At 71.7% G+C, this 12,845-nt stretch carries 13 protein-coding genes; 6 read left to right on the top strand and 7 right to left on the bottom strand.

Annotation, left to right across the window (positions count from 1 at the left end; translation table 11 throughout):
- Window positions 1-106: 106 nt before the first annotated feature.
- The 5 genes from BMY04_RS22000 to rpmH all read right to left on the bottom strand — a co-directional run bounded on the left by BMY04_RS22000 (window position 107) and on the right by rpmH (window position 2,830).
- Window positions 107-772 carry a Jag family protein gene (locus BMY04_RS22000; RefSeq protein ID WP_091187184.1) on the bottom strand — a complete coding sequence of 222 codons (666 nt, stop codon included), beginning with the start codon at window positions 770-772 and terminating at the stop codon, window positions 107-109.
- Between the two features lie 136 nt (window positions 773-908).
- The gene (gene yidC / locus BMY04_RS21995) at window positions 909-1,937 is read right to left on the bottom strand and encodes a membrane protein insertase YidC (RefSeq protein WP_091187180.1); all 1,029 of its coding nucleotides are present in this window, start codon (window positions 1,935-1,937) and stop codon (window positions 909-911) included.
- Window positions 1,937-2,314 carry a membrane protein insertion efficiency factor YidD gene (gene yidD / locus BMY04_RS21990; RefSeq protein ID WP_091187176.1) on the bottom strand — a complete coding sequence of 126 codons (378 nt, stop codon included), beginning with the start codon at window positions 2,312-2,314 and terminating at the stop codon, window positions 1,937-1,939. Before yidD ends, yidC begins: the two co-directional genes overlap by 1 nt.
- On the bottom strand, window positions 2,311-2,673 hold the full coding sequence (gene rnpA / locus BMY04_RS21985) for a ribonuclease P protein component (protein ID WP_091187171.1): 363 nt from the start codon (window positions 2,671-2,673) through the stop codon (window positions 2,311-2,313). The genes yidD and rnpA overlap by 4 nt, the downstream gene beginning before the upstream one ends.
- Before the next feature lie 19 nt (window positions 2,674-2,692).
- Entirely contained in the window at window positions 2,693-2,830 is a 138-nt protein-coding gene (gene rpmH / locus BMY04_RS21980; protein WP_091187166.1) for a 50S ribosomal protein L34, read from the bottom strand.
- 561 nt (window positions 2,831-3,391) lie between these two features.
- Here rpmH and dnaA point away from each other — a divergent pair.
- A complete protein-coding gene (gene dnaA / locus BMY04_RS21975; protein WP_408630474.1) occupies window positions 3,392-4,951 on the top strand; it encodes a chromosomal replication initiator protein DnaA in 1,560 nt (519 codons plus the stop codon).
- 699 nt (window positions 4,952-5,650) lie between these two features.
- Here the strand turns inward: dnaA and ppk2 are convergent.
- Window positions 5,651-6,553, bottom strand: coding sequence for a polyphosphate kinase 2 (ppk2, locus tag BMY04_RS21970; protein ID WP_408630473.1), 903 nt, complete (start codon window positions 6,551-6,553; stop codon window positions 5,651-5,653).
- 535 nt (window positions 6,554-7,088) lie between these two features.
- Here ppk2 and BMY04_RS21965 point away from each other — a divergent pair.
- From BMY04_RS21965 to gnd, 3 genes are all read left to right on the top strand, one after another.
- Window positions 7,089-7,481, top strand: coding sequence for a hypothetical protein (locus tag BMY04_RS21965; protein WP_091187159.1), 393 nt, complete (start codon window positions 7,089-7,091; stop codon window positions 7,479-7,481).
- A gap of 165 nt (window positions 7,482-7,646) precedes the next feature.
- Window positions 7,647-8,807 (top strand): DNA polymerase III subunit beta, encoded by a 1,161-nt coding sequence (dnaN, locus tag BMY04_RS21960; protein WP_091187155.1) that lies wholly within the window; start codon window positions 7,647-7,649, stop codon window positions 8,805-8,807.
- Window positions 8,808-9,098: 291 nt separating this feature from the next.
- Window positions 9,099-10,187: a phosphogluconate dehydrogenase (NAD(+)-dependent, decarboxylating) gene (gnd, locus tag BMY04_RS21955; RefSeq protein ID WP_091187152.1), complete on the top strand. Its 1,089-nt coding sequence runs from the start codon at window positions 9,099-9,101 to the stop codon at window positions 10,185-10,187.
- Window positions 10,188-10,568: 381 nt separating this feature from the next.
- On the opposite strand, the gene BMY04_RS21950 is transcribed toward gnd, so the two are convergent.
- Window positions 10,569-10,982, bottom strand: a complete 414-nt coding sequence (locus tag BMY04_RS21950) for a BLUF domain-containing protein (RefSeq protein WP_170854282.1) — start codon at window positions 10,980-10,982, stop codon at window positions 10,569-10,571.
- A 106-nt stretch (window positions 10,983-11,088) separates the two neighbouring features.
- Here BMY04_RS21950 and recF point away from each other — a divergent pair, with 106 nt between their 5' ends.
- Both recF and BMY04_RS21940 read left to right on the top strand, forming a co-directional pair.
- Window positions 11,089-12,228 (top strand): DNA replication/repair protein RecF, encoded by a 1,140-nt coding sequence (recF, locus tag BMY04_RS21945; protein ID WP_091187146.1) that lies wholly within the window; start codon window positions 11,089-11,091, stop codon window positions 12,226-12,228.
- Window positions 12,221-12,781, top strand: coding sequence for a DciA family protein (locus BMY04_RS21940; protein WP_091187143.1), 561 nt, complete (start codon window positions 12,221-12,223; stop codon window positions 12,779-12,781). Before recF ends, BMY04_RS21940 begins: the two co-directional genes overlap by 8 nt.
- Window positions 12,782-12,845: the final 64 nt, after the last annotated feature.

Below are 12,845 nucleotides of genomic sequence, written 5' to 3'. Positions count from 1 at the left end.
CTCCACGTACCGCGCGGCGAGGTCGGCGCGAGCTCCGAACACGGCCTCGACGAGGGCCTCCCGGGGCGCCGGTACGACACCCCCGGGCTGCTCGGTCGTCACGGCGTCAGGACGCCGGCAGCACCACGACGCGGCGCCGCGGCTCCTCGCCCTTGGACTCGCTGACGAGCCCGGCGGACGCCACCGCGTCGTGCACGATCTTGCGCTCGAACGGGTTCATCGGCTCCAGCGACATCCGCTCGCCCGACTCGCGCACCTGCGTGACGGCGTTCCCGGCGACCTCGAGCAGCTCGCGCCGCCGGGTCTCGCGGTAGCCGGCCACGTCGAGCATCAGGCGGCTGCGGTTGCCCGTCTCGGTCATCACGGCCAGGCGCGTCAGCTCCTGCAGCGCGTCGAGGACGGCACCGTCCGGGCCCACGAGGACCTTGGACTCGCTGACGATCGAGACGTGGGCGCGGTCGCCCTCGATGAAGGTGTCGATGTCGCCGTCGAGGTCGGCGATGTCGAGCAGCTCCTCGAGGTAGTCGGCGGCCACCTCGGCCTCGGCCTCGAGGGGGTTCTCCGGCTCGTCGTCGTCCTCGTCGTCCTCGGCCGCGTCGTCGTCCTGGACCTGCTCGAGCGCGTCCTCGGAACCGGCCGGTGCCACCGTGAGGTCGTCGGTGACGCTGCTGCCGGCGTCCCCGGCGACGACGGTGTCCTCGACCTGGTCGGTCCCGACGCCGTGGTCGGTCCGACCCTCGTCGGTGCCCTGGCTGCTGGTGGTCTCGCTCATGGGGTCAACCTCTCCTCCGCCGAGCGCAGGGCTCCGCGGCGCACTCCGGGGACGCGTACGGTGCGCCCTCGTCTGGTCCGGCACGCAGCACCCGCCATGCTCGGGCGGGTGCTGCGGCTCCGGGTGGTCTGGGTGGTCAGGGCCGGCGCTGCGACCTGGTCTGCTTGCGCGGCTGCTGGCGTGCGACCCGTGGCGTCGCCGCGGCGTCGGCCGCCTGCGCGACCGGCAGCGCGGTGGAGCCACCGCCGCGGGTGCCGCGGCCCTCGGGCTCGACCGCCACCGTCTCCTCGTGGCGGTGACGCTGGTGGCGCTCCTCCCACGCGGCGAAGGCGGGCGTGCCGGGCGCCGGGTTGCGGCGGATCACGTAGAACTGCTGGCCCATCGTCCACAGGTTCGAGGTGAACCAGTAGATGAGGACGCCAACCGGGAAGTTGATGCCGCCCACCGCGAAGATCAGCGGGAAGACGTACAGCATGATCTTCTGCTGCTGCGCGAACGGGCCCTCGAGGGCCTCGGCCGGCATGTTCTTGCGCATCAGCTGGAGCTGGGTCACGAACAGCGTCGCCGTCATGGCGATGATCAGACCCAGCGTCAGGACGTGGACGCTGTTGATGCCGTTGGCGAAGCCGACCTTGGTGAAGGTGTCGGAGATCTTGGCGCCGAAGATCGTCGAGCTGTTCAGCGAGCTGACCAGGTCGGGGTTGATCCGCAGCCAGTGCCCCCGCGGGATGTTGCGGGCCGCGCCGTCGAGCACCCGGAACAGCGCCAGGAAGATCGGCATCTGGATGAGCAGCGGAAGGCAGGACGCCAACGGGTTGGCGTTGTTCTCCCGGTAGAGCTTCATCGTCTCCGCGCCGAGCTTCTCCCGGTCGTGGGCGTACTTCTTCTGCAGCTCGCGGACCTTGGGCTGCAGCAGCTGCATCGAGCGCGACGACTTGATCTGCTTGACGAACAGCGGGATCAGCGCGACGCGGATGACCACGGTCAGCGAGACGATCGACAGCGCCCACGTCCAGCCGCTGTCGGTGCCGAACACCGGCGACCACACGGAGTGGAAGAGCACGAGGATGCCCGAGACCACCCAGTAGAGCGGCTGCAGGATCGTGCTGCCGATCGAGATGAAGGGGTCCCAGATCGACAGGGACGTCAACAACGGGCTGAGCATCAGGTCACCCTCTGCAGGACTGGCGAGTGCGGTTCGTGGTGCGGTGCGTGGTGCGGTGCGTGGCTCGCTGCCGGCGCCGCGTGGTCGTGCCCGGCGTGGTGGTCATCGGTGTGGCCGGCCCGCTCGCCCGCGGCGAGCAGCGCCTGCTCCTCGTGCCACTCCGGGGTGCCGGGCACGGGGTCGTAGCCGCCGGGCGTCCAGGGGTGGCAGCGCAGCAGCCGTCGTGCGGCGAGCCAGGGCCCGCGGACCGCACCGTGCACCTCCACCGCCCGCAGCGCGTACGCCGAGCAGCTCGGGTAGTAGCGGCAGACGTTGCCGTAGAGCGGGCTCACCACCAGACGGTAGAGCTTGAGCAGGGCCACGAGGACGTGCTTCATGGCTGCGCCCGGGTCGAGCCGGGGGACAACCGGTGCATCACCTGGCGCCAGGCCGAGCTCAGGTCGTCGCCCAGCCGGGCCGGCGCCGAGGCCGCACCCGGGAGGGCGCGGACCACGACGTCGCGAGGCGACGTCGTCGCGCCGAGCTCTGCGGCAACCAGGTGCCGCAGGCGGCGCTTGACCCGGTTGCGGACCACGGCACCCCCGACGGCCTTGGAGACGACGAAGCCGACCCTGCTCTGCGGGACCGCGCCGGTGGTGGCGTGGACCACGAGGGTCGGTCGTCCGGCGCGCACGCCCGAGCGGGTCACCCGACGGAAGTCGGCCGACTCATGCAGACGCGCCGTACGGGGAAGCACCGCTGGTGGGGAGCGGCGCTCAGGCGGAGAGCTTGGCGCGACCCTTGCCACGGCGGGCGGAGAGGATCGCGCGGCCGGCGCGCGTCCGCATCCGCAGCCGGAAGCCGTGGGTACGGCTGCGGCGCCGGTTGCTGGGCTGGAAGGTGCGCTTGCTCACGGGAGGACTCCCCAGGTGTTCGAGATCAGGCAGGTCGGGTGGTGCGCCCTCACCACAGCTCCGCCGACGGTGGTCGCGGGGCGCGGACGAGGGTGCCGCTGGTCACAGCGACCCACCAACGGTACGGGGGGCTCCCAAACCCGTCAAACCGGCCCGTACGCCGGCCGAGGAGCCCCGGCAGGGGCCTGTCCAGGCGACACGCCGATAGGTCTCGAATTGGTCTCGCTGCGGGCTTGCACCGGTCAGTTCCCGGTTGCTAGCGTCGCGCCTCGCCTTCACTTCACGTCGTGCCGCTGGGACTTCGGGGGTTGTCCCGTCGGTGCGTCTCCACCTGCAGCTCCTGGGTGCACCGGGAAGACGGCAGTTCGCGCATGCACAGGGTGTGGACAACACTGTGGAGTGAGAACGACCGACAGACACTGGAACACCGTCCGTCGGGCGGCGTCGACCCCCTTCACGGGCGTCGTACGTGCTCGGGGGGGTTCGATGGAGAGGCACGGAGAGCGCGTGAGCGACGTCGTGGACAGCAACGCCCCACCGGCGTCGGCCGCGTTCGAGCAGGTGGTGCTGAAGGCCTCGCCGGAGCTGCGCCGCTGGCTCGACAACGCCAAGCCGCTGAACGTCCACGACGACGTCATGATCATCGCGGTGCCCAGCAACTTCGCCCGCAACCTGCTCGAGGTCCGCTTCCGGCCGCAGGTCGAGGAGAGCCTGACCGGCTACTTCAGCCGGCCGATGAAGATCATGGTCACCGTCGACGACGGGCTCAACCCGTCCCCGTCGGACATCGAGCTCGACCAGGAGGCCTCCCGCGAGCGCCGTCCGCCGGGCGAGCGCGAGGCCCTGGCCCGCGGCCGCGGTGACGACGGTGCGGACGGGTCGTACGACGACGGGCTGGCCGAGCACGACGCGCCCTCCTCGCAGCCCGCCCCGCAGGCCGCGCCGGCGACGAACGGGCGCACGTACGCCGGCCAGCAGTCGCCGCTGCCCGCCGCCGAGCTCGCCGACCGCCCCGCCGCCCCCCGCGGCGACGCCAACGGCCACGGCCCGAGCGGCAACGGCTTCCGCCCGCGCAAGGAGGTCGGCGCCCGGCTGAACCCGAAGTACACCTTCGAGACCTTCGTCATCGGCGCCTCGAACCGCTTCGCCCACGCCGCGGCCATCGCCGTTGCGGAGAACCCGGGCAAGTCGTACAACCCGCTGACCATCTACGGCGACTCCGGGCTGGGCAAGACCCACCTGCTGCACGCGCTGGGCCACTACGTCCGCAGCTACTTCGAGACGACGCGGGTGCGCTACGTCTCCACCGAGGAGCTGACGAACGACTTCATCAACGCGATCAGCCAGAACAAGGGCGCGGAGTTCCGGCAGCGCTACCGCGACGTCGACGTCCTGCTGATCGACGACATCCAGTTCCTGGAGGGCAAGGAGCAGACGCAGGAGGAGTTCTTCCACACCTTCAACACGCTCCACAACGCCGAGAAGCAGATCGTCATGACGAGCGACCGGCCGCCGAAGCTGCTGGAGAACCTCGAGCCGCGCCTGCGCAGCCGGTTCGGGTGGGGGCTCATCACCGACGTCCAGGCGCCCGACCTCGAGACCCGCATCGCGATCCTGCGCAAGAAGGCCGCCCAGGAGCGCCTCGTCGCCGGGCCCGACGTGCTCGAGTTCATCGCGAGCCGGATCCAGACCAACATCCGCGAGCTCGAGGGCGCCCTGATCCGCGTGACCGCGTTCGCCAGCCTGAACCGCCAGCAGGTCGACCTGTCGCTCGCCGAGATCGTGCTCAAGGACCTCATCCCCGAGGGCGGCGAGGCCCAGATCACCAGCAGCATGATCATGGCCCAGACCGCGTCCTACTTCGACATCACCATCGAGGACCTGTGCGGCGGCAGCCGTACGCAGCAGCTCGTCAACGCGCGCCAGATCGCCATGTACCTCTGCCGCGAGCTCACCGACCTGTCGCTGCCCAAGATCGGCCAGCAGTTCGGCGGCCGCGACCACACCACGGTCATGCACGCCGACCGCAAGATCCGCACCCAGATGGGCGAGAAGCGCAGCACGTTCAACCAGGTGACGGAGCTGACGAACCGCATCAAGCAGCAGGCCTCGCAACGCTGATCTTCTCTTCTCTGGGGCTCTGCCCGGGTGCCGTCGGGCTGTCAGATGACGGCGCTTCGCAACCATCCGCACGGGCGCGTGGTCCTCGCTCGACGACGTACGAGATCGCGCCCGTGCTCCCGCCAGACCCATCCACGCTCACCGCCGTCATCTGACAGCCCTCCTTCACACTCGCCCCTTGCCGGGGACTCCAACGCGCTTCGGCTCGGACCCCCGTGGTTGCGCTTGCAGGGGACGTCCAGGCAACGCTCCGTGAGCTTGTCGAAGAGCGGGTTCCGCAACGCTCTCTGAGCCTCGTCGAGGGCCCGGGCCGGGCAACGCTCCCTGAGCTCGTCGAAGGAACTCCTCAGAGGCGTTCTGAGCGCGTACGGGACCTTGAGGGGCCGCCCCCGACCGCCGGCGGGCTCGGAGCCGTCCGAGCCGCCGACGAGGCCCGCGGGGGGCCCTGGCTGGCCACCCACGCCTTACGGGAGCGACCGATCGGCGACAGTCCGCAGCGAACCGCGGCCGGAGGCCGCCCCTCGAAGGGAGGGCTCAGGACGCTGGCGCCGAGCGTGGACGGGTCTGGCGGGAGCACGGGCGCGACGGCGTACGTCGTCGAGCGGGCATCACGCGCCCGTGCGGATGGTTGCTCGGCGCCAGGGTCCTGGGCCCGACCGGCGCAGGAGCCGAACGAGACGAGCCGCGGCAGACAGGGAGCTAGTCGCCGATCGACTCACGACCCCGGCGGACGAGGAGCGGGTCCGCGGGGAAGACCACCGACGCGTCGCGATCTGCGTAGTCGAACTGGTTCAGGAAGTAGCGCATCGCGTTGATGCGGGCGGCCTTCTTGTCGTTGCTCTTGATCGTCGTCCACGGGGCGGCGTCGGTGTCGGTGGCCTCGAGCATCGCCTCCTTGGCCTCGGTGTAGGCGTCCCAGCGGTCGAGGGACTCGATGTCCATGGGGGAGAGCTTCCAGCGGCGCACGGGGTCGATCTGGCGGATGGCGAAGCGGGTGCGCTGCTCGGAACGGGTCACGCTGAACCAGAACTTCGTCAGGTGCACGCCGCTGTCGGCGAGCATCTGCTCGAAGAGCGGCGCGTGGCGCAGGAACTGCTCGTACTCGGCCGGGGTGCAGAAGCCCATGACGCGCTCGACGCCGGCGCGGTTGTACCAGGAGCGGTCGAACAGGACCATCTCGCCGGCGGTGGGCAGCTGGCTGACGTAGCGCTGGAAGTACCACTGGCCGAGCTCCGTGGTCGTGGGCTTGGTGAGCGCGACCACACGGGCGGACCGCGGGTTGAGGTGCTCCATGAAGCGCTTGATCGTGCCGCCCTTGCCGGCCGCGTCGCGCCCCTCGAAGAGGATGACGTGCTTCTGGCCGGTGTCGCCGATCCAGTACTGGAACTTCAGCAGCTCGATCTGCAGCGCGTACTTCTGCTCCTCGTAGGTGTCGCGGTCCATCCGCTCGTCGTACGGGTAGTCCTCGCGCCAGCTCTCGATCGGGTCGCCGTCGGGGCCGATGAGGTCGGGGTCGGAGCCGTGCTCGTCGGGCCGCACGCTGTAGCCCGCGGAGATGAGGTCGTCCAGGTACTCGCGGAACCCCTCGCGGATGATCGTCACGTCGCTCCTTCCGTGCGGCCACCCGTCCGCGGCCGCGCCCCATCCTCGCGCCGCCGAGCCGGCGCGTGCCGGGGGCGGCGGAGGAACACCGCGGGCCAGTCTCGGGTCGTGACCAGACCCGCAGGGTGACGTGCGGCTGAACAGCAGGTGACGTGCCGATGAGGTCTGAGCGGTGGCCCGGGATCGTTACCGACCGGAGCATCACGAACAGGTGACGACGTCCCCACACCTGGGGACAAGGGTGTGGACAACGCCCAGAACCACAGGAAAGGCCGGGGACGACGCGTGGGGATCTTCGAGCCGGCCGCAGCCTGTCCGCAGATCCTTCCCGTGTAATTCCTCGTCGTCCACACCTGGCTCCCGAGGCCGATCGGCGGGCTGACCAGCGCAGACGTGGGGTTCTCCACAGTGCCCACAGCACCTACGACGACGATGAAGAGAGAGATACGAAAAGATGGTCTGAGTCAGACGGGCCCCGGGCTGTGCACAGCGGGCCGGGATCTGGCCCCGACACGACGATGAGCGAGGACGCACGGTGGGTCTGTTCGACAAGCTGTTCCGACGCCAGTCCGACGACGACGAGGGCGAGGACGCGGTCATCACCCTCGACCTCGACGTGCGCCGTCCGCAGCTGCTGCGCCTCGAGCAGGCGCTGGACAGCCTCTCGCGGGCGATGCGCGACGTCTCCACCGTCGACAACCCGGGATGGCGCGGCCGGATCAACGAGTACAGCCGGCTGGCCGGCGACGCGATGGTGATGCGCAAGGGGACGCCGACCCGCGAGGGCGTGCTCGACCTCGTCTTCGAGGTGCGGCCGGTGTTCACCGGCCCGCCGCCGGCCGACCTGGAGGTGCTGGTCCCGCTGCAGGACGAGGTGATGCAGGCCGCCGAGGACCTCCGCACGCTGCGGCCCGGCGAGAAGGCCTGACCCCGCCCTCGGCCGCCAGGCCTTGGCCCGCACCGCCGACCACCGGCGGAGGGTCCGTACGGTCGTCGGGCGCCGCACCCGGGCGCGCTCGCTATGCTTCGCGTGCTCACGGGCCGGTCGTCCGGCCGGGTGGGTGATTCAGCAGCGGGCTGTCGAGGAGGACGCGTGAAGATCAGGCTCGAGCGCGACGTGCTGGCCGAGGCCGTCCAGTGGGCGGCCCGCAGCCTGCCCGTACGCCCGAGCGTGCCGATCCTCGCCGGGCTGCTGGTCCGTGCCGACGCCGAGGGCGTCACGTTCTCCAGCTTCGACTACGAGACCTCGGCGCAGATCAGCGTCAAGGCCGACGTCGCCGACGAGGGCCAGGCCCTGATCTCGGGGCGGCTGCTCGCCGACATCTCGAAGAGCCTGCCCGCCAAGCCCGTCGACATCAGCAGCGACGAGACCCGCATGGAGCTCGTCTGCGGCAGCGCGCGGTTCACGCTGCAGACGCTGCCGGTGGCCGACTACCCGGCGCTGCCGACGATGCCCGAGTCGAGCGGGACGGTTCCGAGCACGGTCTTCGCGCAGGCCGTCGCGCAGGTCGTCGTCGCGGCCGGACGTGACGAGCTGCTGCCCGTCTTCACCGGTGTGCGCGTCGAGATCGAGGGCGAGACGATCTCGCTGCTGGCGACCGACCGCTACCGGATGGCGCTCAAGGAGCTCACCTGGAACCCGGCCTCCACGCAGGCCTCGGCCACCGCACTGGTGCCGGCGAAGGTCCTCAACGACACCTCGCGCTCGATGACCGCCGGCGAGGAGGTCACGCTCAGCCTGGCCAGCGCCGGGGCGGGCGAGGGCATCATCGGCTTCGAGGGCCACGGCGCCGCCGGGGAGCGCCAGACCACGACCCGGCTGCTCGACGGCGAGTTCCCCAAGGTCCGCCACATCATGAACACGCAGGCGGTGCTGAACGTCCGCGTCGCCACGGCCGAGGTCATCGCCGCCGCCCGCCGCGTCGCGCTCGTCGCCGAGCGGAACACGTCGCTGCGGATGCTCATCGCCGAGGGTTCGGTGACGCTCGAGGCCGCCACCGGCGACCAGGCCCAGGCCTCCGAGGCGATCGAGGCGGCCGTCGACCAGCCCGACGGCGGCGAGCTCGCCGTGACGGCCGCGGGCTTCAACCCGAACTACCTGCTCGACGCCCTGGGCGCCTTCGACACCCCGTACGTGAACTTCGCCTTCACCGCGCCGAGCAAGCCGTGCCAGCTCACCGGCGTCCCCGAGGTCGACGGGGAGCCGCTGACGGACTACCGGCACGTGATCATGCTCATGCGCCTGCCGAGCTGAACGTCGTCCTGGGCTGACTCGGGCGGGCGCCTGACGCTCGCGTCTTCCTCCTCGCGGGGGACGACGAGAAGCGTGTCGTGCCCCGCTCGTCGTCCAGACGTGACCGGCGCCCTCCCTCGCACGCTCATGACGGGGGTCCGCTCCGTGCCCCTCCGGGTCCGCTTCCGGTGCAGGCTGGCCGCGCTCCCTGAGCTGGTCGAGGGGCGCCGTACCGCGCGGCGACCCGAACCGCGCCGCCGGCCGCGGCCCCGCTAGGTTGAACCGCGAGTCCGTCGGCGAAGGAGTTGGGTCATGCAGCTGGGAATGGTGGGCCTCGGGCGGATGGGGGCGAACATCGTGCGCCGTCTGATGCGCGGCGGTCACGAGTGCGTCGTGTACGACGTCAACGCCGACTCGGTGAAGGGCCTCGAGGGCGAGGGCGCGACGGGGTCGAGCTCGATGGAGGACTTCATCTCCAAGCTGAGCACACCGCGCGCGGTGTGGGTGATGATCCCGGCCGGGCTGACCGGCCAGATCGTCGACCAGATCGCCCCGCTGCTCGACGAGGGCGACATCATCATCGACGGCGGCAACTCGAACTACCACGACGACGTGCGCCGCGCGAAGCGGCTGCGCGAGCAGGGCATCCACTACGTCGACATCGGCACCAGCGGTGGCGTCTTCGGCCTCGAGCGCGGCTACTGCCTCATGGTCGGCGGCCCGGACGAGGCCGTCGAGCACCTCGACCCGGTGCTCAAGACCATCGCCCCCGGGCCGGGCGACATCGACCGCACCCCCGGTCGCAGCGGCGAGCTCGCGCCGGAGGAGCAGGGCTACCTGCACTGCGGCAAGTCCGGCGCCGGCCACTTCGTCAAGATGGTCCACAACGGCATCGAGTACGGGATCATGGCCGCCTTCGCCGAGGGCCTGAACATCCTGCACAACGCCGACGCCGGCGAGAAGCAGGCCGAGCACTCCGCGGAGATCGCGCCGCTGGAGGAGCCGGAGTTCTACCAGTTCGACATCGACACGGCCAAGGTCTCCGAGCTCTGGCGCCGCGGCTCGGTGATCTCCTCCTGGCTGCTCGACCTGACCGCCGCCGCGCTGCAGTCCAACCCGCAGCTCGAGGGCCTCGCGGGCCGCGTCTCCGACTCGGGCGAAGGCCGCTGGACGGTCAAGGCCGCCATCGACGTCGGCGTCCCGGTCCCGGTGCTCGCCGCGTCGCTGTTCGAGCGCTTCGCGTCGCGCGACAACGACAAGTTCGCCAACCAGGTGCTGTCGGCCATGCGCCAGCAGTTCGGCGGCCACCACGAGCTGCCGGCCGGCGACTCGCTCGAGGCCGGCGGCGAGAACGCCGACCAGGCCGGCGGGAAGAACTCCGGCCAGTCCGACACGGCGTAGTCCTCTCGCCGCTGGGTTCTCGGTTGCGGTGGAGCCGTCGGTCGCTCGGAGGGCGGCTCCTCGCAACCAGCCGCACGGGCGCGTGATCTTCGCTCGACGACGTACGCGGTCGCGCCCGTGCTCCCGTCAGACCCAGCCACGCTGCGAGCCGCCCTCCGAGCGGCCTCCTTCGACCTGGCGTCCGGACGCCGGGCCTCCCGGTTTCGGCAGGCACGCCGGTCTGGCGGAGCTGATGGGGGAACGGACAACATCGTGGTCGGGTTCGCGGGCGTACGCGGTCTTGCTGAAACGGGGTCGCTCGATCCGGCCCCGCGGTCGCGATGAGCGTGGAGCCACGGCTCCTGCGCGATCCAGGGACCCGCTCTCAGCAGCGGCGCCTGGTCAGGCGACGGGGGCGAACCGGGAGAGGAAGTCAGCGGCCGCGAGGCGGCGGCGGAGGAGCTCGACGTTCGGGGGAGCGTCGAGGACCTCGGTGTAGCCGGGGAGGTCGACCGGGTGCGCGTCGAGGTCGCGGAAGCCCATGCTCCAGTCGCCGAAGCGGCGGTCGGGCGACAGGCTGCCCCAGACGTTGACGACGTCGGCGTGGCGCGGGTCGTGGGCGATCCGGCTGTAGAGCGGGCGGACCACGTCCTCCTCGCCCTCGAGCACCTGCATGAAGGTGCCCTCCCGGTGCAGCAGCACCCCGGTCACGCCCAGCGCGGTGTTCTTGGCGCGCGACTGCGCGAGCAGGTCCGACAGCTCGTCGGTGCCCCACGTGCCGACGGCGCTGCTGACGTACACGGCGGTGTAGAGCACCCTCGCAGCGTAGGAGCGGGCACCTGAGGTCCCCGGTGCGGCGCTGCGGCGGCGCGAACCGCCGTGAGAGGAACGCTGCGGTGGACGGGCCCTGTTGAATGGGGGCGTGTTCGTGGACCACCTCCAGCTCGTCGACTTCCGGTCGTACACGGCTGTCGACGTCGCGCTCGGCGCCGGCGTGGTGGTCTTCGTGGGCGCGAACGGCCAGGGCAAGACCAACCTCGTCGAGGCCGTGGAGTACCTCTCGACGCTCGGGTCGCACCGGGTGGCGAGCGACGTCCCGCTCGTCCGGGCCGGCGCGGAGCGGGCGATCGCCCGGGCCCGGGTGCAGGCGGGGCTGGAGGACGAGCGCCAGCTGCAGCTCGAGGTGGAGATCTCGCGCGGCAAGGCCAACCGCGCCCGGCTGAACCGTTCACCCGTACGCCGCACCCGCGAGATCGTCGGCGTGCTGCGCACGGTCGTGTTCTCGCCCGAGGACCTGGCCGTGGTCAAGGGCGACCCGTCGGAGCGCCGGCGCTTCCTCGACGACCTCGTCGTCTCGCGCTGGCCGCGGATGGCCGGCGTGCGGGCCGACTACGACCGGGTGCTGCGGCAGCGCAACACGCTGCTCAAGTCGCTCAGCGGGCGCAGCCGTGGCGGGTCGCCCGGGGCCGACGCCGCCGCGACCCTCGACGTCTGGGACTCCCACCTCGCCCGGCACGGGGCCGAGCTGGTCGAGGCCCGGCTGCTCACGCTCGCCGACCTCGTCCCGCACCTGGCCAAGGCGTACGCCGACATCGCCCCCACGAACAGCGACGCCTCGGCGGAGTACGTCACCGCCGTCGAGCTGGCGCCGGACGCCGACCGGGAGGCGCTGGCGGTCGCGCTCACCGACGCCATGACCGCCCGCCGGGGCGACGAGGTGGCGCGCGGCGTCTCCCTCGTCGGCCCGCACCGCGACGACGTGCTGCTGTCGCTCGGCGTGCTGCCGGCGCGCGGGTACGCCAGCCACGGCGAGTCGTGGTCGCTGGCGCTCGCCCTGCGGCTGGGGAGCCTCGCCCTGCTGCGGTCGGACGGCGTCGAGCCCGTGCTGGTCCTGGACGACGTGTTCGCCGAGCTGGACGCCACCCGCCGCCAGCGCCTCGCCAGCATGGTCAGCGGGGCGGAGCAGGTGCTGGTGACGGCGGCGGTCGGCGGCGACGTGCCCGACGTGCTCGACGGGCGACGGTTCCGCGTGGCCAACGGCGAGGTGACGCCCGATGCCTGACGACGAGACCCGCCCCGAGCCCGGGACCCCGGCCGAGGAGGAGCGCACCGAGGCGGTGCCCCACGACCCGACCGGGCTGAGCCTGGCCCGGGAGACGGCCCGGGCGATGGGCGCGCGGGCCCGCCGTCGGCGTCCGCCGCCCTCGGTCACGCGCCGGAGCGTCGACCCGGTCAGCTCGGGGGCGCACCCCGACGATCGCGACCCGCAGACGCTGTCGCGCGCCGTGCACCGGCTCGTCGACGCCAAGGGCTGGGCCGCGGAGGTCAACGTGCGCACCCTGCTCGCCCGCTGGGCGCTGCTCGTCGGCCCGTCGCTGGCCGAGCACTCGCGCCCCGAGCGCTACGCCGACAACGAGCTGACGGTCCGGACCGACTCCACCGCCTGGGCCACGCAGCTGCGGCACATGGCCCCGCAGCTCGTGGCGATGCTCAACGAGCAGCTCGGGGCCGACACCGTGCGGTTCGTCCGGGTCCTCGGCCCGGACGCGCCGTCGTGGAAGCACGGCGGGCGCTCGGTGCGCGACGGCCGCGGCCCGCGCGACACGTACGGGTAGCCGCCCCCGCTGCCGGGGGAGCCGGGCTCACACCGCGAGGGTGCTGCGCATCTCCAGCGCGATC

This window comes from Microlunatus flavus (genome assembly GCF_900110855.1).
GTDB classification, from domain to species: domain Bacteria; phylum Actinomycetota; class Actinomycetes; order Propionibacteriales; family Propionibacteriaceae; genus Microlunatus; species Microlunatus flavus.
Note: the sequence above shows the minus strand (reverse complement) of the source record. Positions and strands in the feature narration are given on the sequence as shown.